Consider the following 18,200-nt stretch of genomic DNA (forward strand, 5'->3'; position numbering starts at 1 on the left):
GCTGCCACCGCGGCGGTAGGATCGATCTCACGATCCGCATGCCTGAAAGAGGTCCCGTGTCCGACACCGTGGACGACGCCACCACCGTGAACGAGGCGACCCAACGCGCGCGGTACTGGCCGATCCCGATCCTCCGGGCTGTGCCCGCCGCGGTCGTCGCGCTCGTCATCACCTTCTCGACGAACCACGCCGCCGGCTACGGCCTGCTGTTGTTCGCGGGCTTCGCGCTGGTCGAGGGGCTCGTGCTCCTGTGGGCCGGCGTCGCGCGGCTCCCGCTCGACGGTCGGTCCCGCCGCACCACGCTGCTGCAGGCCGTCATCACCCTGCTCGCCGCCGTCGCCGGGTTCGCCGGCAACGGCCTCGGGCTGCCGGCGTTCATCTCGGTCATCGTCGCCTTCGCGGTGCTCACCGGTGCGCTCGAGCTGGCACAGGGTCTGCGGGCTCGTCGTCGTTCCCCCTTCGCGCGGGACTGGACCACGATCGGCGCGCTCACCCTGCTGCTCGCGATCGCGTTCCTCATCACCCCGCCGGACTACTCGCAGCAGCTCGGTGGTGTGGAGCAGGTCACCGGCACGCTCGACGCCTCGATCGTCCTGGTCGGCCTGCTCGGCGCCTACCTCGCCATCACGGCGGTCTTCCACGTGATCGCCGGCCTCTCGCACAAGTGGGGCACGGCCACGCCGGCCGTCGCCCCGGACGGAGCACCACACGCATGACCACCCCCAGCCGTCGTGACCGTCTGCGCCCGGTCGAGCTCCTCGGGATCTCCGCGATCATCGCGGTGTTCACCGGACTCGTCGTGCTGTTCTCGACGCGGGAACTGCAGCTGGCCGTGATCTTCCTCGGCGTCGCGTTCATCGTCGTCGTCGTGGTGTTGGCGATGCTCCAGCTCGCGTCGACGAGCGACCAGGACGACAACGACATGCTCGGCGGGCACAAGACGCCCGGCGACGGCGAGGGCGACGACTTCCACTGATCCACGGCGGTCGCCGCTGATCGCACCGCGGTCGGACACGCCCGAGATCACGTTTCCGCCACGGTCCTGTCAGGATCGCGGGTCCTGCCGACACCTCTGGGTGAAGGAGGTGGGATGTGGACGTGACGACCGACACGGACGAGGCGCTCGTCCGCGCGATCGCGCAGGGGGACACCGGTGCGCTCGCACGGGTGTTCGACCGCTACGCCGCCACGCTCACCCGGTACGCCTGGGCACTCGTCGACGACCGGTCGGACGTCGAGGAGATCGTGCAGGACACGTTCCTGACCCTGTGGCAGCGAGCGGTGGCGCTGGAGCTCCCGGCGGCCACCGTGCTGCCGTGGCTGCTCGTCGTCTGCCGGAACCACGCCTTCAACACCGGGCGCAAGCAGGCCCGCCGCCGCGCGGACGAGCTCCCCGAGCACCTCTCGTCGCCGGCCGAGCACGACGAGGCCCGCGAGACCCTGCGCTGGGTCCGGGCCGAGATCGCCGCGCTCCCCGACGTCGACCGCCGCATCTGCGAGCTCTGCCTGCTCGAGGGGCACTCCTACGCCGAGGCCGCCGAGCTGCTGGGCCTCAGCGTCGGGGCGGTCACCCAGCGCGTCTCGCGCAATCGACGCCGACTCAAGAAGGTGGTGATGCACGATGAACACTGAGCCTCCCGAGGGAGACGACCTGCAGCGCATGCTCGTCTCGATGAAGCAGCACGTCCTCGAACGTGCCACCCCGCGCCCGAAGCGCCGTCGTGGTCGGTCCGGTGTGGTCATCGGCGTCGTCGCGCTGCTCGCCGTCGGTACCGCTACCGGAGCCGTCGCGCTGACGCTCTCGCAGCAGGACACCCCGGTCGCCGCGCCCACCCAGACGCAGGCGCCCGAGCCCTCGCCGACGGCCACCACCCCGAGTTCCGCACCGATCACCGGCACGCCACGCCCCACCGCGACGTCGACGCCCCTGAACACCACCGCCACGATCCCGACGGACTGCCGCGCGGTCGTGCCGGCGTCGGAGTACTCCCGGTTCTTCGGGGACATCACCGCGACCGAGCAGGACATCGACGGCGCGAGTGACGGTGGAGACGGCACCGCCGCCACCGGACTCAGCTGTGAATGGCTGGCGCCGGGTGCGGACGGTGGGGCGCTGTACGTCACGGTCTCCACCACGACCGCAGAGCAGACCCGGAACCAGGTCGACACGTTCGGTGACGAGGCCGGCGGCACCTGCACCGAGCGTCCGGACGGCACACTGTGTCAGCTCCGAGCGACCCTCGACGGCGGCGTCGCCAAGGCGTACACCCTGTACGTCCGCGGCGACAGCTCCGTCGTCGTCGACCAGATCGGCTTCCCGACCGACAACCTGCTGGGTGCGGTCGTCGGGGAGGTGTGGGGGGACTGACGGCCAGGAGGCTCGTGGCGGACCCGCCCCGTGCCTCCTGTCCGTCGGTGGGGTCCACCCACCGGCGCCGCGTCAGACGACGCGCGCGGCCACGATGTCGCGCGCCAGCGTCCGGACCGCACGGTTCGGCTCCGGACTCGTGCGGATCGCCAGGCCGATGCGGAGTGGTTCGACCGCGTCCTCGAGCTCGAGGACCGCGCCGTCGTGCCGCACTCCGGAGTCCGGCACGACCCCGACCCCCAGCCCCGCCGAGGCGAACCGGATGACCGCGGGCATGTCGTTCATCTCGGCGACGATCCGCCGTCGGATCCCGAGCCGCTCGAGTGCGCCGTCCAGGATGATCCGGTTGCCGAACCCGTGCGCGGTGTCGACGAAGGGTTCGTCCGCGAGGTCGGCGAGCGACACCGATCGGCGCCCGGCCAACGGGTGGTCCGACGCCGTGAAGACGCGGAACGGCATCTCGCGCAGCGGTTCGACCACGACTCCGGCCGGCACCGTCGGCAGCCCCGTGTACGCGAGGTCGAGCCGCCCGGCGACGAGGTCCTGCACGAGCCCGGTCGTGCCCGACGGTGAGGTCATGAGCTCCACGGTGACGAGTGGGTGCCGCCGCCGGAACCGCTGCAGCACGCCGGTCAGGTCGACGATGTCCATGCTCGTGAAGATGCCGAGCCGCACCCGTCCGCGCAGGTCGGCGTCGTCCACGGTCGCCAGGTCGCGCATCCGGTCGAGCGACTCCAGCACCGCGCGGGCGTGCGGGAGCAGGTCCTCCCCGGCGGTCGTGAGCACGAGGTGCCGTCCGGTGCGGTCGAACAGCCGCACGCCGAAGGTCCGCTCGAGCGAGGCGATCCCGGCCGACACTGTCGACTGCGCCGCCCAGAGCCGTTCGGCCGCGCGGGTCACGCTGCCCTCAGCGGCGACGGTCACGAACTGTTCGAGCAGGCGGGTCTCCATCGCCCCATCATCGATCCGATCGATGGACGGCATCAAGAGCATCCGTTGGACTCGATGCTCGGGGCGCGCGATCATCAGAGCATGTCAACCGTGACCGACACCCCGACGGGCGCTCTCCCCGCCACAGCATCCGCTCCCGCGAGCGAGCATGTCCCGGCCCCCCGTGGCCGTCGTGCGCACACCCGTCGGCGTCACGGCTTCGGCTTCTGGGCCGTCGCCTTCGCGTTCCTGTCGGTGATGGCGTTCGCGACGGTCCCCGCACCGCTGTACGTCATCTACCAGGCACGGGACGGCTTCCCCACGTTCACCACCACGATCATCTTCGCCGCGTACGGCGTCGGGGTCGTCGGGTCCCTGTACCTGGCCGGACACCTCAGCGACGTGCACGGGCGGAAGCCGCTCATCCTCGTGTCGATCGCGCTCGAGCTCGTCGCCGCCGTGCTGTTCCTGGTCTGGAACGACGTCACCGGCCTCATCGTCGCGCGACTCGTGACCGGCCTCGGCGTCGGGACGCTCACCGCCACGGCGACCGCCCACCTCGGTGAGCTGCGGGTCCGTGCGACCGGTTCGTCCGACTCGGCGAAGGGTGCGAGCGTCGCCGCCGGTGCCGTGAACCTCGGCGGGCTGTCGCTCGGCGCCCTCGTCGGGGGTGCGCTCGCCGAGTTCGTCGGAGCGCCGCTCATGGTGCCGTACGTCGTGTTCGTCGTCGCACTGGCCGTGGCCTTCGTGCTCGTCCTCGTCGTGCCGGAGACCGTCGCACGGCCCGAGACCCGCGTGGTCTACCGCCCGCAGCGCATGCAGGCACCGGAGGGCAAGGCCGCCGCGTTCTGGGCAGCCGGTGCCGCGGCGTTCGCGGCCCTCGCGGTCCAGGGGCTCTTCACCTCGGTCGCCTCGACGTTCCTCGGCACCACGTTCCACGTCACCGACCGGCTGGCGGCCGGTGCGACGACCTTCGGGGTGTTCGCCGCGAGCGCCGTCTCGCAGATCGTGTTCGCCCGACTCACGCAGCGCACGCAGATCCGGCTCGGCATGGTGCTCCTGGTCGGCGGCCTGGCGGTGCTCGCCGTCGCCGCGGTCCTGCTGCAGGTCGCCGGCTTCATCGGCGGTGGCGTCGTGGCGGGCGCCGGGGTCGGGCTGCTCTTCCGGGCCAGCATCGCGAGCGCCGGAGGCCTGGTCGGTCCCGAGCGTCGGGGCGGGGTGCTCGCGGCCACGTTCCTCATCGCCTACGCCGGGCTGACGGTGCCGGTCGTGGCCGTCGGGGCGGCGCTCCTGGTGATCCCGACCCTGCCCGTCCTGATCGGGTACGTGGTGCTCGTCGCCGTCCTGGCCGTCATCGCCGGCACCCGACTGGCCGCGCGCGCCTGACGCGGGGCGGGCCTCCCGTCCGCCCGTCGCATCCCGGAACCAGGTTCCGGACACCGCACCACGCGATCGCGCGGTGTCGTGTCCGGAACCTGGTTCCGTCGTCCGGGGCGCACGCCCGGCATACTGGGCGCGTGCCCCAGAACCGCAACCGTCCCGTGATCACGGGGATCGCGGCCGTGGTGGCCGCCGGTCTCCTCGCCGGCGGGTTGTTCCTGACGGCGCGGCAGGGCGCGGACGACCCGACCATCGGTGCCGGATCGACTTCCGGGACGCCGAGCGACGCGCCGACCGCCGCTGGTGACGGCACCGTCACGATCACCCGCACCGGGCCGGACCTGCCCGGCGACGCCGCCCTGGCGCGGTGCGACTCCACGACCCAGGCGGCCGTCGCCCAGTACGACACGGAAGCACTCGGCCGGGTCACCCTGCAGTGCGGCACATCGGCGCAGGGCTACGAGCACATCCGGCAGCGGCACACCGCCGACTGGCAGGAGGTCGTCGCGGGCCGCGGCTCCCGCGACTGGGACGACGCGATGCTCACGGCGGTGCAGACGGCGCTGGTGTCACCGCGAGCGGGGTTCCCGGTCGACGCCGGCGACGGCAAGGTCTGCTACGCGGCGCCGGTGCGGTTCGACGACGGGTCGCGCCCCGAAGCCGACCCGTTCGTGAAGGTCATCGTCTCCGCCACCACCGACCGCGTCATCACGGCGTACCCGACGCGCACCGACGACTGCTGACGCGGGCGGGCGGGCGCGGGTGAGTGCGTGCGTCGACCCCGAACGACACTCTCGATGTCGTACGACGTCGAGGATGTCGTCTCGGGGCACCGGCAACAGTGAGCGCGTGCAACGAACGACGAAGCCGATGTCGTACGACGTCGACGAAGTCGTTCCGCGTCGACAGGTGCGGCGGGTGCGACGAGCCAGCCACCCACACGGCATCCCTACGCGTGCACCTCGTGCTCGTGCCGCCGGTGCGACGCGGGCTCCAGCTGGAAGGTCGAGTGCTCCACGGGCACGTCGAAGTGCTCCGCCACGCACTGCTGCAGCTCGTCGAGGATCCGCGGAGCGTGCGCCGTCGAGAAGCACTCGTCGTCCACCACCACGTGCGCGGTCAGGTTCGGGACCCCCGTCGCCACCAGGGTCGCGTGCAGATCGTGCACGGCGATGACGTGCTCGAGCTCGAGGATGTGTCCCCGCACGTCGTCGAGGTCGAGCCCCGGAGGCGTCGACTCGAGCAGGACGTTCGCGGTCTCGCGCAGCAGCCGGATCGCCCGCGGCAGGATGAGCAGCCCGATGAGGATCGCCGCGACCGAGTCCGCACGCTCCCACCCGGTCAGCATGAGCACGATCGCGGCGGCGATGACGGCGACCGAACCGAGGGTGTCGTTGAGGACCTCGAGCCGTGCGGCGCGCGAGGTGAAGCCCTCGCCCGAGGCCCGCAGCAGCACGCCGTAGGCCACCAGGTTGCCGACGAGGCCGATGATCCCGAACACGAGCAGCGGCCCGGAGTGGATCTCGGCGGGCACGAACAGCCGTTGGATCGCCGAGATGATCACGAAGACGCCGACCGCGAGCAGGATCGCCGCCTGCGCCGTGGCACCGAGCACCTCGGCACGTTGGAAGCCCCACGTGCGCTGCGTCGTCGGGCTGCGGCGGGCGAGCCGGGTCGCGACGAGTCCGATGCCGAGCCCACCGGTGTCGACGACCATGTGCCCCGCGTCGACCAGCAGTGCGAGGGAGCCGGTGACGACCGCGCCGACGACCTCGGCCAACAGGATCGTCGCCGAGATGCAGAACGCGATGAGCAGCGCACGCTCGGATGCGTGCCCGTGCGAGTGCCCTGCGCCGTGGTCGTGACCCATGTGCCACATCGTAGGGATCCGCACCGACGACATGCCAGGATCGGGACGTGACCCGGTCGCCCTACGAGCTGTCCACACCATCCGACGTGCTGGCCCGGTTGCACCCGCGACTGTCGACGTACTTCGGCGCGATCCCGCCCGGCCACGTCGGGCGCGGTGAGGGTGTCTTCGACGTCGTCGGCACGCCCCGCCGGTGGTTCCGGCCGCTGCTCGCGGTGTTCGCCCGCGATTCCGTCATGTTCCCGGTCTGGGAGCGGGACGTCCCCTTCACGGTCGAGAACCGCCCGGCTCGCGTCGGTCGCGGGCAGGCGGTTCGGGAGGCCCGGGTCGCGGTCCGCGCGCACCGCACCTTCCGGTTCCGCTCCGGCAGCCGCACGATGGTGGACGCCATCACCGCCGAACCGGACGGCCTGGTCGACCACCTCGGTCGCCACGGGCGCGTCAGCGCCCGGCTCCGGGCGGAGGTCGACGCGCACGGGCCGGACGCGGGCGCCCTGCGCCTGGTCTCCACCCGCGTGACGTTCCGTGCGCTGGGACGCGAGGTGCGCCTTCCGGCCCGCATCGCACCGCGGGTCCTGCTCACAGAACGATTCGATGACGAAGCGGACCTGCAGCGCGTGTCCCTGGTGCTCTCGGCGCCGGTGCTCGGCACGCTGTACCGGTACGAGGGGGCGTTCCGGTACGAGATCGCGCCGGACACAGGACGGGGATGAGATGAGCGACCAGAAGGGCCGCGTCGTGATCGCGGGCGCGAGCGGGTTCGTGGGGCAGTACCTGCGGGACGCCTTCACCGAAGAGGGTTACCAGGTCGTCACGGTCGGCCGGACGGGCGACGCGGTGTGGGGGAACACCCTGCGCATCCGCGAGCTCGTCGACGGTGCAGCCCTCGTCGTGAACATGGCGGGCAAGAGCGTCAACTGCCGGTACGGCCGACGCAACCGCGCCGAGATCATGCGCTCCCGGGTGGACACCACGCTCGAGCTCGCCGAGGCGATCCGCACCGCCGAGCAGCCCCCACCGCTGTGGCTCAACGCCTCGACCGCGACGATCTACCGCCACGCCGACGACCGCCCCCAGGACGAACTGACCGGCGAACTCGGCGAGGGCTTCTCGGTCTCGGTGGCGCGTGCGTGGGAGGACGCCTTCTTCGGCGCCGACCTGCCGTCGACCCGTCGGGTGGCGCTCCGGATGGCGATCGTGTTCGGCGACGGCAGCGCCCTCGTGCCGCTGCTCCGGCTGGCGCAGGCGGGCCTCGGCGGGCCGCAGTACGACGGCGCCTGGGTGCCGACGCGTTCCCGGCTGCGGGCGGGGACGTACCACCACCACCGGCCGACCCGGGGTCGCCAGCGGTTCAGCTGGGTGCACATCGCCGACGTGCTCGGCACGATCCGGTTCGTCCGCGACCACCCGGAGCTCGAGGGGCCGGTGAACGTGTCGAGCCCGAACCCGTCCGACAACCGGACCGTGATGGCGACGATCCGTGACGCCGTGGGTCGCCGGTTCGGACTGCCGACGCCGCGGTGGATGCTCGAGGTCGGGTCCTTCGCGATCCGCACCGAGACCGAACTGGTGCTCAAGAGCCGGTGGGTGGTGCCGACGCGGTTGACCCAGGCGGGGTACGAGTTCCGGTACCCGCACCTGCGCGGTGCGCTCGCCGGGATCATCGCGGAGCGTCGCCAGCACCGGGGCTGAGCACCGGTACCGGGATCCCGTCGACCGGCGTCGGCACCGGGACCCCGGAAGGCGACGAGTGCGACGGACCCGACGCGCGTGCCGGTCGCGACGACCACAGCACCGCCCCGACCACGACGGCGCCGGCGAGCACCTCGACCAGGTCGGGAACCTCGCCGAAGGCCGCCCACGACGCGAGCACACCGACGACCGGCACGAGCATCGAGAACGGGGCGACCGTGCTCGACGGGTAGGTCGCCATCAGTCGCGACCAGATCCCGTAGCCGACCAAGGTCGCGACCAGCACGATGTAGAGCAGGCCGAGGTCCGCCGGCAGCGCCTCGGCGGTGAAGGCCGTGCCGAGTGCGGTACCGATGCGGTCCGGCCCCTCGACCACGACCGACAGCACGGCCATCGGGATCGGCGGCACGACCGACCACCAGAGCGTCAGGTGCAGCGGGTTCGCGGCTCCCGCGCGTCGGGTCGCGACGTTGCCGATCGCCCACCCGAGGGCACCGCACAGCGCCAGCACCACCGGCAGCAGGGCCGCCGTCTGCGACCGGTGCAGGGCGATCAGGCCGAGGGCGGCGACCGCGATCGTCACGCCGATGACCTGTCGTCCGGTGAGCCGTTCGCGCAGGAACACGCCGGCGAGCACCACGGTGAACGGCGCCGAGGCCTGCAGCACGAGCGAGGCGAGCCCGGACGGCATCCCCGATGCCATGCTCAGGTACAGGAACGAAAACTGCAGCACCCCGAGCCCGAACCCGACGAGCAGCAGTCGCCCGAACGGGATCTTCGGCCGCGGCACGAACAGCAGCGTCGGGACCGCCAGGATCGTGAACCGCAGGGCCGCGAGCAGGAACGGCGGGAAGTGCTCGAGGGCGAGCGCGGTCGCGGGGAAGTTCAGGCCCCAGACGACGGCGACGACCAGGGCGAGGAGGCGGTCACGGGTGGTCATGCTCCGATCGTGGTGGCTCGGAACGTGTAGGACCAGCGAATTGTTCGCAACCGACGTTGTAGCCTCCCTGCATGGTCGACTTCGACGTGCACCTGCTCGCCGTCCTGCGCGAACTCGCCGAGCGCGGCAGCGTCACCGCCGTCGCCGAGGCCACGCACCGCACGCCCAGCGCGGTGTCGCAGCAACTGCAGACGCTGCAGCGGCAGGTGGGCGTCCCGCTCGTCGAGCGCATCGGACGCGGCGTCCGGCTCACCGCCCACGGCGAGGTGCTGGCCGGCCTGTCCGCCGGCGTCGCCACGGCGATCGCCCGGGTCGACGCCGCCTGGCAGGAGCACCTGGGCGGCGCGACGGGCCGCGTCGACCTCGCGATCTTCCCGTCGGCGGCCGAACTGCTGCTGCCCGGGGTCCTCACCCGGATGTGCGCGCACCCCGGCATCGAGCTGACGCTCGTCGACGTGGACGTCGGCGAAGGGGAGTTCGCACCCCTCGCCGCCGACCACGACATCGTCGTCGGACACCGGTCGGACGGGGTGCGTCCGGCGGACCAGGGATCGGTGGAGACGGTCCCGCTCCTGCGTGAACCGCTCGACGTGGCCCTGCCGCCGGGGCACCGGCTCGCCGGTCGCGAGCGCGTCGGGATCGACGAGGTCGTCGGCGAGACCTGGATCGGCGTGCCGGAGGGGTACCCGATCGACCGGGTCCTGCAGGCGATGGCGGCGGCGTCGGACGCTCCGCCGAGCGTCGCCTTCCGGACGATCCACCTGCCCGTCATCGAGAACCTGGTCGCCGCGGGCCACGGCGTCGCGCTCGTGCCCCGCTACACCTCGGGCACACGGGCGTCCGGCCGGTTCCACCTGGCCGAGCTGGCCGACGTGCGCGCGGGGCGCCGGATCGAGGCGCTGGTCCGCCCCGACCGTGCGGTCCGGCCCGTGGTGCGCACCGTCCTGGAGGCGCTGGTCGCCGAGGCCCTGGACGTCACCACCTGAGACGGTCGCGCCCACTGCCGGGCGCACGCCGTGCCTCCCGGCCGCGTGGGCGCTGCGGCAGACCCGCTTCGTGAGCAGAAGCGGTCGGGTGCCGCGCCGCGACTCGACCTCTTCTGCTCACTCGGTGGGCGCCAGGGGCGTCAGCGCACCTGGATCGGGGTGCCGAGCGGCAGGAGCTCCGCGAGCGCGGTGATGTCGGCGTTGTGCATGCGGACGCAGCCGTGCGATGCGGCGGTGCCGATGCTCGAGGTGTCGTCGGTGCCGTGCAGCCCGATCTGCCCCGGGCCGCCACCGAACGAGTTCAGCACGTCCGAGAACGCCGTCGTGCCGTATGCGTACGGGCCGTACCCGGCGTTCGTCGGCGCCAGCAGCTCGGTCAGCGCGAAGCGGCCCGTCGGCGTCGGCGTCCCACCGGTACCCGTCGCGACGGGGTAGCTCTCGACGACCTTGCCGGCCTTGTAGAGCTCGAGGGTGTTGGTCGACGTCGTCACCACGATCGCGTACGGGTCGGCGGACAGGTCGACGGACGTCTTCTCCACCCAGCCGGTGCTGCCGTTCGGACGCTGCGCGAGCTGCACCTGCACCCACCCGTCCTGCTGCGCCACCACGAGGAACACGAGCGGGGCGCCGGAGGCCTGGGGGTTCGGCAGGGTGGTCGTGACCGCGCCGCCCGGGGCGGTGTGCACCGCGATCGACGCGCCGCGGACCGCAGCGACCGTCGACGTGGCCGGGGCGTGCACCGCGTCCACCGGGCCGCGGCTCGCGGTCGGCGTCGGCGTCTGCGTCGGTCCCCGGGTCGCGCTCGCTGTCGGCGTGCTCGATGCGACCGGCGAGGGCGCCGAGGTGGGCGCGGCGGCCGGAGCGGACCACGGGCGCATCGCCAGGACGACGATCACCACTGCGACGGCGATCGCCACGGCGGCGGCGAGCACCCCGGGGCGGAAGCGGGACGACGACGATCGGGGCACGGTGCGGCTCCTCGGTTCGGACGTGGCGACGGCGCCCGGCGTGGAACTCGCCGGACGCCGTCGGACGCCGCGGAGGACGTCGGTTCGGTCGGTGCTGCGGATCAGCCGGTGAAGGCCGCGTTGCCCGGGACCGGGACCGCGACGGGAGCCGGGTCGTCGACCGGGGTGGGGTCGGTGCCCGGCGTCGTCGGGTCGGCCACGATCGTCACGGCGAAGCTGACCAGGATGCCGCTGTCGTCCCCGCTCAGGATGAGGGCGACGTCGCCGGCCGGGATGTCGGCGCTGAACGTGGCGGTCCCGGAGACGTTGCCGTCCGCGTCGGCGGTGAAGACCTGGTCCGCACCGACGTACTCGAGGTCCGGCAGCAGGATCGCGGGCAGCACCTTCTCACCCGGCAGGAAGCCGGTCGCGGTGACCTGCACACCCGGGTCGCGGAGCGACGACTGCGTGGTCGGCGTCTGCACCCGGATCGTGCCGGTCGGCTCGGGGGTGAAGTAGGTGTTGTCCTGGTTCCGGGAGATCCCCGTGACCGTGCCGGTCCCGGTGAGCGTCACCGCGCCGTACGCGTTGATGGTGGCGTCCGGGGTGGTCGCCGCGAACTGGGCCTGGAAGTCAGCGAGGGTCGCCGCGGTGCCTGCGGCGATGGTGCCGACCGGCAGCGTGGCCGTCCAGGTGCCGTCGACGGCGGTGGGTCCGGTGGCCGAGGTGGTCAGGACGACGCCGTCGCCCGGGGCGTTGTCGGTCGAACCAGCGGTGTCGACCACCAGTGCGTAGCGGGCGTCACCCGACGCGATGAGGTCGGCGGTGCCGAGGCCGAGGCCCTCCCGCGATGCCTTCACCGTGCTGCGGACGTCGGTGAGGTCGGTCGCGGCGCTGCCGGTCGTGGCGTGCGCGAGGAGCGTGCCGGTCGGCAGCGTCGCGCCGCTCGCGCCGAACGTCGGCGTGCCGCCCGTGGTGAACCAGTTCGCCGGGAAGGCGCCGCTCGTCCAGGTCGTGAGGTCGTCCGCGGCGACCCACTCGGTGCCGGCCGGCGTCGCGGCACGGCTCTCGGGCGAGGCCTTCGCAGCGGTGCCCTCGCCCGCAGTGCCCGTGATGGACTGCTGGGACGCTGTGGGGGTCGGGCTCGGCGCGTTCTCGGCCGTGGCGACGCCCGGGAGGGCGACGAGCGCGGCTGCGAGCGCGGTCACCGCGGCGGCGGTGGCGATGGTGGTACGGCGCATGGATGGGTTCTTCCGGTTCGAACACCCGAGCGGGGTGCAGCGCGGACCCGGTTCCGTGCTCCGCGACGTCGCGGTCCCCCCAGTGTCCGTCGCGAGCTTACGTGAGGAACCGTCGCGCGTCACGCGGATGTCCGGGAACGTCGGACGTCAGACGTCGAGGTGGTCGACCAGCTCGTCCGCCAGGCCCGTGTACGTCGCCGGCGTCAGGTTCGTCAGCCGTGCCTTCGCGCCGTCCGAGATGTCCAGGCCGTTCACGAACACGATGAGGTCCTGCTGGGTCACGCGCTTGCCGCGGGTGAGGTCCTTGAGCATCGCGTAGGGGTCCTCGATGTTCGACTGCCCGGCGGTGACCTCGGCGCGGATGACCGTCTGGATCGCCTCGGCGAGGACCTCCCAGTTGTGGTCGAGGTCGTCGGCGAGCTTGGCCTCGTTCACCGAGATCTCGCCCAGGCCGCGTCGCAGGTTGTCGAGCGCGAGCAGCGAGTGCCCGAACGCGACGCCGATGTTCCGCTGCGTGGTCGAGTCGGTCAGGTCGCGCTGCAGCCGGCTCGTCACCAGGGTCTCGGACAGGGTGGAGAACAGCGCCGACGAGATCTCGAGGTTCGCCTCGGCGTTCTCGAACTTGATCGGGTTGATCTTGTGCGGCATCGTCGACGACCCGGTGGCACCGGCGACCGGGATCTGCGTGAAGTACCCCATCGAGATGTAGGTCCACACGTCGGTCGCCAGGTTGTGCAGGATGCGGTTGGCGTGCCGGATCCGGTCGTACAGCTCGGCCTGCCAGTCGTGCGACTCGATCTGCGTGGTGAGCGGGTTCCAGGTGAGTCCGAGGCCCTCGACGAACTCGCGCGACAGCGTCGGCCAGTCGGCCTCGGGGTCGGCGGCGAGGTGGGCCGAGAAGGTGCCGGTGGCGCCGGAGAACTTGCCGAGGTACTCGCCGCCCTCGATCTGGGCCAGGACTCGCTCGAGCCGGTAGACGACGACCGCGAGCTCCTTGCCGAGCGTCGAGGGGGTGGCGGGCTGCCCGTGCGTGTGGGAGAGCATCGGGACGGCGCGCAGCTCGACGGCGAGCGTCCGCAGCTTCTCGAGCACGGCACGGAAGGCCGGCAGCCAGACCTGGTCGACGGTGTCCCGCACGGTCAGGGCGTAGGACAGGTTGTTGACGTCCTCGCTCGTGGCGGCGAAGTGGGTGAGCTCAGCGATCGAGTCGAGTCCGAGTTCCGAGAGGCGGCGGCGCACGAAGTACTCGACGGCCTTGACGTCGTGGCGGGTCGTCGCCTCGATCTCGGCGAGCTCCGCGATCTGGTCGTGGCCGAAGGTCTCGACGATGCGCCGGAGCGCGGCCTTGTCGTCGACGCTGAGCGGCGAGGTGGTGAACATCGCGTGGTCGGTCAGGAAGACCAGCCACTCGACCTCGACCACGATGCGCGCGCGGTTGAGCCCGGCCTCGGAGAGGTGCTCGCCCACCGTGTGCACGATCGGGTAGTAGCGCCCGTCGAGCGGGCTGATCGGCTGCGGGGGAAGGGGGGTCATGGGGCTCCCTGACGGACGGCCGGCTCGAGCTGGTGGAAGAGCGCCCGGCAGGCCCGTTCGACGGTCGAGAGCACTCGGTCGAACTCGTGCCGGTCCGCGTAGTACGGGTCCGGCACGTCGGGCTGCTGGGGCCAGGCGTCGTCGTACCGCAGCAGGAGCGTCACCTTGGCGGAGTCGTCCATGGTCGGTGCCCACGATCGCAGGACGCGTTCGTGGGAGCGGTCGAGTGCGACCACCAGATCGAGGTCCGGGAACCGGTCCGGGTCGAACTGACGGGCGCGATGCCTGCTGCCATCGTATCCGCGTGCCGCGAGGGCTGCGATCGTGCGCTCGTCGGCCGGTTCGCCGACGTGCCAGTCGCCGGTGCCGGCGGACTCGACGTGGAACCGGTCTGCGAGCCCGGCGTCCGCCGCGATCTGCGCGAAGACGACGCCGGCCATGGGGGACCGGCAGATGTTGCCACTGCAGACGAACGAGACGCGGAACGGGGCGTCGACGTCCGGGGCCATGGTCACATCATGACGCAGGGAGGGGTCCTCCGCGAGGTCCGTCCGCGTCACGCCCGCTGGCGGTTCAGCACCGGACGGACGAACAGCCCGATCAGCCAGGCGAAGACGGCGAGCACGAAGGCACCCACGATGCCCCAGCCGAACGACTCGACCTCGAGCCCGAAGCCGAACGCGTCCGAGATGCCCGCGACGATGAGCAGCAGGATCGCGTTCACGATGAAGGAGATGAGCCCGAGGGTCAGGATGTAGATCGGGAACGCCACGATCCGGATCAGCGTGCCGATCACGGCGTTGACGAGCCCGAACACGAAGGCCACGAGCAGGTAGGTGAGCACGGTCGCCGTGGTCCCGCCGTCGCCGAACGCGGTGACGGAGACGCCGCTGACGATGAGCGTGGTGAGCCAGAGGGCGACGGCGTTGACGACGAGGCGGACGAGGAATCGCATGCACCCATGATGCCCTCCGGTCCCCGCGCACGTGCCGGTAACCTGAACCGGTGACTGACGAGCGTGTGCACATCCGGCCCGAGATCGCCGTCCTCCCCGCCTACAAGCAGGGACGCCAGGCCGCCGACGACGCCTTCAAGCTGTCGAGCAACGAGAACCCGTTCCCCCCGCTCCCCGGGGTGGTCCAGGCCGTGCAGGCGCAGACCGCGTTCAACCGCTACCCCGACGCCACCGCCCTGGCCGTCCGTGCCGCGCTCGCGAACCGGTTCGGTCTGACCGCCGACGAGGTGCACGTCGCCCCGGGCAGCGTCGCGATCCTGCACGAGCTCGCCCGCGCGACCTCCGGCCCGGGCGACGAGATCGTCTACGCCTGGCGGTCGTTCGAGGCCTACCCCGGTGTCGTCACCGTCGCGGGTGCCACGAGCGTGCAGGTGCCGAACCGGCCGGACGGCGGTCACGACCTCGACGCGATGGCCGCTGCCGTCACCGGCCGCACCCGCATGGTGATCGTGTGCACGCCGAACAACCCGACCGGTCCGATCGTGACCGAGTCCGAGTTCGCGTCCTTCATGGCAGCGGTGCCGCAGTCCGTGCTGGTCGTGCTCGACGAGGCATACGCCGAGTTCGCGACCGACGAGGCCGCCGTGCACGGGCACCCGCTGCTGGCCCGGTACCCGAACCTGGTCGTCCTCCGGACCTTCTCGAAGGCGTACGGACTCGCCGGGCTGCGCGTCGGCTACGCCCTCGGCCCGGTGTACGTGCTCGAGGCGGTCCGCGCGTGCGCGATCCCCCTCTCCGTGACGGCGCAGGGGCAGGCGGCCGCACTGGCCAGCCTGGAACGCGAGGGCGAACTGCTCGAGCGGGTCTCCGAGATCGCCGCGCTGCGCGACCGCATCGTCACCGAGCTCCGCGATCAGGGCTGGGCCGTGCCGGACGCCCAGGGCAACTTCGTCTGGCTGCCGACGGGGGACCGCACGGTCGCCGCGGCCGCGGCCTTCGAGGAGGCCGGCATCATCGTGCGGGCCTTCCCGCCGGAGGGCATCCGCATCTCGATCGGCGAGCACGAGGCTGTGGAAACGCTCCTCGAAACGGCCCGCTCGCTTGTGGGGGACCTCCAGGTGGCCGACTGATGCCTGCCGCTACGCTGGCCCGCATGTCATTCCGCGCCGCGGCTCCCGCGACGACCACCGTCCGGCTCCTCGACCCCGAGGGTCGGTTCGTGGAGTCCGACGAGAACGCCGAGTTCGCCGCCGCCGCGCGGGCGATCCCCGACGAGACCCTGCTGGCGATGCACCGCCGCATGGTCCTCACCCGACGGTTCGACCACGCCGGCCACAACCTGCAGCGCACCGGCCAGCTCGGCCTCTGGGTGCCGAGTCACGGGCAGGAGGCCGCGCAGACCGGTTCCGCCTTCGCCCTGCGCGCCCAGGACCACGTCTTCCCCTCGTACCGCGAGCACGCCGTCACGATGCAGCGCGGTGTCGAGCCGATGGAGATCATCGCGATGTACCGCGGGCAGACCCACGGCGGCTGGGACCCGGACCAGCGCGGCAACACGCACATCTCCACCCTGGTGATCGGCTCGCAGACCCTGCACGCCACCGGCTACGCGCTCGGCCAGAAGCTCGACGGCGACGTCGGCACGGGTGACCCCGACCGTGACGCGTGCTCCATCGTGTACTTCGGCGACGGCGCGACGAGCCAGGGCGACGTGAACGAGGCGTACGTGTTCTCGGCGTCGACCAAGGCGCCCGTCGTCTTCTTCCTGCAGAACAACCACTGGGCGATCTCGGTGCCCGTGTCGGTGCAGTCGCCCACGCCGCTCGTCGACCGTCCCCGCGGCTTCGGGATCCCGAGCGTGCTGATCGACGGCAACGACATCCTGGCGTCGTACACGGCGTCGGTCGTCGCCACCGACCACGCCCGCAGCGGTCAGGGTCCCGCGTTCATCGAGGCGGACACGTACCGCATCGGCGCGCACACGAGCTCGGACGACCCGAGCCGGTACCGCGCCGACGGCGAGCTCGAGGACTGGGTCCGCCGCGACCCGATCGTCCGCTCCGAGGCGTACCTGCGCTCGAAGGGCGCGACGGACGAGCAGTTCGCCGCGTTCGACGAAGAGGGCGAGGACATCGCCGCCGACGTCCGCCGCCGCACCGTGGCGCTGACCCCGCCGTCCGTCGACGTCATGTTCGACAACGTCTACCGCGAGCCGCACCCGCTGGTCGCCGAGCAGAAGGCCTGGCTCGAACAGTACGAGGCCGGCTTCGAAGGGGGCGCCCACGCATGAGCACCACCGAGCAGCTCTTCGACTACACGCTGCGGTCCCACCCGGGCGCCGGCGAGGTCCCGAGCGACCCCACCCCGACCCTGCCGATGGCGAAGGCCCTCAACGCCGGGCTCGCTGCGGCGATGCAGGCCGACGACAAGGTCCTGCTGATGGGCGAGGACATCGGCCAGCTGGGCGGCGTCTTCCGCATCACCGAGGGCCTGCAGGACCGCTTCGGCCCCGAGCGCGTGCGGGACACCCCGCTCGCCGAGGCCGGCATCATCGGCACCGCGATCGGCCTCGCCCTGCGCGGCTACCGCCCCGTGGTGGAGGTCCAGTTCGACGGCTTCGTGTGGCCCGGCTTCGACCAGATCACCTCGCAGCTCGCGAAGATGGCGAACCGGCTGCCGGCGCACATGTCGCTGCCCGTCGTCATCCGCATCCCCTACGGCGGCCACATCGGTGCCGTGGAGCACCACCAGGAGTCGCCCGAGGCGTACTTCGCGCACACCCCCGGTCTGCGCGTGGTCAGCCCGAGCACCCCGAACGACGCCTACTGGATGATCCAAGAGGCGATCGCCTCGAAGGACCCGGTCGTCTTCCTCGAACCGAAGTCGCGCTACTGGCCCAAGGGCCAGGTCGACCTCGTCGACGGGCACGTCCCGATGCACACCACGCGTGTGGCACGCACCGGCACCGAGGTCACCCTCGTCGGCCACGGTGCGATGGTCGCGACCCTCATGCAGGCCGCCGAGCTCGCCGAGTCCGAGGGCACGAGCTGCGAGGTCATCGACCTCCGCTCGATCTCGCCCATCGACTGGGACCCGATCCTCACCTCGGTCCGCAAGACCGGTCGCCTGGTCATCGCGCAAGAGGCGTCCGGCTTCGTCAGTGTCGGCAGCGAGATCGCCGCAACGGTCGCCGAGAAGGCGTTCTACACGATGCAGGCGCCGCCGCTGCGGGTGTCCGGGTTCGACATCCCGTTCCCGGTCTCGAAGCTGGAGCACCTGCACCTGCCGGACGCCGACCGCGTCCTCGAGGCCGTCGACCGCGCCCTCGCGTACTGATCCAGCTCGACCGACCCAACTC

At 72.0% G+C, this 18,200-nt stretch carries 20 protein-coding genes; 12 read left to right on the plus strand and 8 right to left on the minus strand.

The features are described 5' to 3' along the window. The first annotated feature begins 56 nt into the window (after positions 1–56). The 4 genes from ITJ60_RS13915 to ITJ60_RS13930 all read left to right on the plus strand — a co-directional run bounded on the left by ITJ60_RS13915 (position 57) and on the right by ITJ60_RS13930 (position 2,368). A complete protein-coding gene (locus ITJ60_RS13915; protein ID WP_123293438.1) occupies positions 57–716 on the plus strand; it encodes a DUF308 domain-containing protein in 660 nt (219 codons plus the stop codon). Next, positions 713–976 carry a hypothetical protein gene (locus tag ITJ60_RS13920; protein WP_111086912.1) on the plus strand — a complete coding sequence of 88 codons (264 nt, stop codon included), beginning with the start codon at positions 713–715 and terminating at the stop codon, positions 974–976. Before ITJ60_RS13915 ends, ITJ60_RS13920 begins: the two co-directional genes overlap by 4 nt. A gap of 122 nt (positions 977–1,098) precedes the next feature. Then, positions 1,099–1,632, plus strand: coding sequence for a sigma-70 family RNA polymerase sigma factor (locus ITJ60_RS13925; RefSeq protein WP_323749181.1), 534 nt, complete (start codon positions 1,099–1,101; stop codon positions 1,630–1,632). Further along, positions 1,622–2,368, plus strand: a complete 747-nt coding sequence (locus ITJ60_RS13930) for a hypothetical protein (RefSeq protein WP_194648348.1) — start codon at positions 1,622–1,624, stop codon at positions 2,366–2,368. Before ITJ60_RS13925 ends, ITJ60_RS13930 begins: the two co-directional genes overlap by 11 nt. 72 nt (positions 2,369–2,440) lie before the next feature. On the opposite strand, the gene ITJ60_RS13935 is transcribed toward ITJ60_RS13930, so the two are convergent. Then, positions 2,441–3,352: a LysR family transcriptional regulator gene (locus tag ITJ60_RS13935; RefSeq protein WP_194648349.1), complete on the minus strand. Its 912-nt coding sequence runs from the start codon at positions 3,350–3,352 to the stop codon at positions 2,441–2,443. A gap of 48 nt (positions 3,353–3,400) precedes the next feature. Here ITJ60_RS13935 and ITJ60_RS13940 point away from each other — a divergent pair, with 48 nt between their 5' ends. Together ITJ60_RS13940 and ITJ60_RS13945 are read left to right on the plus strand one after the other, a co-directional pair. Further along, on the plus strand, positions 3,401–4,684 hold the full coding sequence (locus ITJ60_RS13940) for an MFS transporter (RefSeq protein WP_194648350.1): 1,284 nt from the start codon (positions 3,401–3,403) through the stop codon (positions 4,682–4,684). Between the two features lie 131 nt (positions 4,685–4,815). Further along, the gene (locus tag ITJ60_RS13945; protein ID WP_194648351.1) at positions 4,816–5,421 is read left to right on the plus strand and encodes a hypothetical protein; all 606 of its coding nucleotides are present in this window, start codon (positions 4,816–4,818) and stop codon (positions 5,419–5,421) included. Between the two features lie 206 nt (positions 5,422–5,627). Here ITJ60_RS13945 and ITJ60_RS13950 read toward each other — a convergent pair whose 3' ends face one another. Then, a complete protein-coding gene (locus tag ITJ60_RS13950) occupies positions 5,628–6,548 on the minus strand; it encodes a cation diffusion facilitator family transporter (protein WP_123339948.1) in 921 nt (306 codons plus the stop codon). Positions 6,549–6,595: 47 nt separating this feature from the next. Between ITJ60_RS13950 and ITJ60_RS13955 the strand changes: the two genes are divergently transcribed. Next, positions 6,596–7,261, plus strand: a complete 666-nt coding sequence (locus ITJ60_RS13955) for a DUF4166 domain-containing protein (RefSeq protein ID WP_194648352.1) — start codon at positions 6,596–6,598, stop codon at positions 7,259–7,261. Position 7,262: 1 nt separating this feature from the next. Then, complete coding sequence (locus tag ITJ60_RS13960; protein WP_194648353.1) at positions 7,263–8,240, plus strand: epimerase; 978 nt, start codon at positions 7,263–7,265, stop codon at positions 8,238–8,240. On the opposite strand, the gene ITJ60_RS13965 is transcribed toward ITJ60_RS13960, so the two are convergent. After that, positions 8,209–9,180 (minus strand): EamA family transporter, encoded by a 972-nt coding sequence (locus tag ITJ60_RS13965; RefSeq protein ID WP_194648354.1) that lies wholly within the window; start codon positions 9,178–9,180, stop codon positions 8,209–8,211. The two genes, ITJ60_RS13960 and ITJ60_RS13965, sit on opposite strands and share 32 nt — an antisense overlap. A 71-nt stretch (positions 9,181–9,251) precedes the next feature. Here ITJ60_RS13965 and ITJ60_RS13970 point away from each other — a divergent pair, with 71 nt between their 5' ends. Further along, the gene (locus ITJ60_RS13970; protein WP_194648355.1) at positions 9,252–10,166 is read left to right on the plus strand and encodes a LysR family transcriptional regulator; all 915 of its coding nucleotides are present in this window, start codon (positions 9,252–9,254) and stop codon (positions 10,164–10,166) included. Positions 10,167–10,306: 140 nt separating this feature from the next. Here the strand turns inward: ITJ60_RS13970 and ITJ60_RS13975 are convergent, their stop codons facing one another. The 5 genes from ITJ60_RS13975 to ITJ60_RS13995 form a co-directional block, all read right to left on the minus strand. Then, positions 10,307–11,134 (minus strand): L,D-transpeptidase, encoded by an 828-nt coding sequence (locus ITJ60_RS13975; protein ID WP_323749182.1) that lies wholly within the window; start codon positions 11,132–11,134, stop codon positions 10,307–10,309. A gap of 101 nt (positions 11,135–11,235) precedes the next feature. Then, the gene (locus ITJ60_RS13980) at positions 11,236–12,354 is read right to left on the minus strand and encodes a hypothetical protein (RefSeq protein WP_194648356.1); all 1,119 of its coding nucleotides are present in this window, start codon (positions 12,352–12,354) and stop codon (positions 11,236–11,238) included. A gap of 147 nt (positions 12,355–12,501) precedes the next feature. Beyond that, entirely contained in the window at positions 12,502–13,887 is a 1,386-nt protein-coding gene (gene purB, locus ITJ60_RS13985; RefSeq protein WP_194648357.1) for an adenylosuccinate lyase, read from the minus strand. Beyond that, positions 13,884–14,396 (minus strand): low molecular weight protein-tyrosine-phosphatase, encoded by a 513-nt coding sequence (locus ITJ60_RS13990; RefSeq protein ID WP_194648358.1) that lies wholly within the window; start codon positions 14,394–14,396, stop codon positions 13,884–13,886. The genes purB and ITJ60_RS13990 overlap by 4 nt, the downstream gene beginning before the upstream one ends. A gap of 47 nt (positions 14,397–14,443) precedes the next feature. Further along, positions 14,444–14,842 (minus strand): phage holin family protein, encoded by a 399-nt coding sequence (locus tag ITJ60_RS13995; protein WP_111087052.1) that lies wholly within the window; start codon positions 14,840–14,842, stop codon positions 14,444–14,446. A 50-nt stretch (positions 14,843–14,892) separates the two neighbouring features. Between ITJ60_RS13995 and ITJ60_RS14000 the strand changes: the two genes are divergently transcribed. The 3 genes from ITJ60_RS14000 (at position 14,893) to ITJ60_RS14010 (ending at position 18,178) form a co-directional block, all read left to right on the plus strand. Further along, the gene (locus ITJ60_RS14000) at positions 14,893–15,972 is read left to right on the plus strand and encodes a histidinol-phosphate transaminase (protein ID WP_194648359.1); all 1,080 of its coding nucleotides are present in this window, start codon (positions 14,893–14,895) and stop codon (positions 15,970–15,972) included. A gap of 23 nt (positions 15,973–15,995) precedes the next feature. After that, the gene (locus ITJ60_RS14005; RefSeq protein ID WP_111087051.1) at positions 15,996–17,132 is read left to right on the plus strand and encodes a thiamine pyrophosphate-dependent dehydrogenase E1 component subunit alpha; all 1,137 of its coding nucleotides are present in this window, start codon (positions 15,996–15,998) and stop codon (positions 17,130–17,132) included. A gap of 86 nt (positions 17,133–17,218) precedes the next feature. Continuing rightward, complete coding sequence (locus tag ITJ60_RS14010) at positions 17,219–18,178, plus strand: alpha-ketoacid dehydrogenase subunit beta (RefSeq protein ID WP_228510446.1); 960 nt, start codon at positions 17,219–17,221, stop codon at positions 18,176–18,178. The last annotated feature ends 22 nt before the right edge of the window (positions 18,179–18,200 follow it).

It is taken from the genome of Curtobacterium sp. VKM Ac-2884, assembly GCF_015350945.1.
Lineage (GTDB): Bacteria > Actinomycetota > Actinomycetes > Actinomycetales > Microbacteriaceae > Curtobacterium.

Excerpts from the sequence above, each read along its gene's own strand:
- ITJ60_RS13920 (WP_111086912.1), top strand. The coding sequence starts at position 713 with ATGACCACCCCCAGCCGTCGTGACCGTCTGCGCCCGGTCGAGCTCCTC.
- ITJ60_RS13930 (WP_194648348.1), top strand. The coding sequence starts at position 1,622 with ATGAACACTGAGCCTCCCGAGGGAGACGACCTGCAGCGCATGCTCGTC.
- ITJ60_RS13935 (WP_194648349.1), bottom strand. The coding sequence starts at position 3,352 with ATGCCGTCCATCGATCGGATCGATGATGGGGCGATGGAGACCCGCCTG.
- ITJ60_RS13940 (WP_194648350.1), top strand. The coding sequence starts at position 3,401 with ATGTCAACCGTGACCGACACCCCGACGGGCGCTCTCCCCGCCACAGCA.
- ITJ60_RS13950 (WP_123339948.1), bottom strand. The coding sequence starts at position 6,548 with ATGGGTCACGACCACGGCGCAGGGCACTCGCACGGGCACGCATCCGAG.
- ITJ60_RS13960 (WP_194648353.1), top strand. The coding sequence starts at position 7,263 with ATGAGCGACCAGAAGGGCCGCGTCGTGATCGCGGGCGCGAGCGGGTTC.
- ITJ60_RS13965 (WP_194648354.1), bottom strand. The coding sequence starts at position 9,180 with ATGACCACCCGTGACCGCCTCCTCGCCCTGGTCGTCGCCGTCGTCTGG.
- ITJ60_RS13970 (WP_194648355.1), top strand. The coding sequence starts at position 9,252 with ATGGTCGACTTCGACGTGCACCTGCTCGCCGTCCTGCGCGAACTCGCC.
- ITJ60_RS13980 (WP_194648356.1), bottom strand. The coding sequence starts at position 12,354 with ATGCGCCGTACCACCATCGCCACCGCCGCCGCGGTGACCGCGCTCGCA.
- purB (WP_194648357.1), bottom strand. The coding sequence starts at position 13,887 with ATGACCCCCCTTCCCCCGCAGCCGATCAGCCCGCTCGACGGGCGCTAC.
- ITJ60_RS13990 (WP_194648358.1), bottom strand. The coding sequence starts at position 14,396 with ATGGCCCCGGACGTCGACGCCCCGTTCCGCGTCTCGTTCGTCTGCAGT.
- ITJ60_RS13995 (WP_111087052.1), bottom strand. The coding sequence starts at position 14,842 with ATGCGATTCCTCGTCCGCCTCGTCGTCAACGCCGTCGCCCTCTGGCTC.
- ITJ60_RS14005 (WP_111087051.1), top strand. The coding sequence starts at position 15,996 with ATGTCATTCCGCGCCGCGGCTCCCGCGACGACCACCGTCCGGCTCCTC.
- ITJ60_RS14010 (WP_228510446.1), top strand. The coding sequence starts at position 17,219 with ATGGCGAAGGCCCTCAACGCCGGGCTCGCTGCGGCGATGCAGGCCGAC.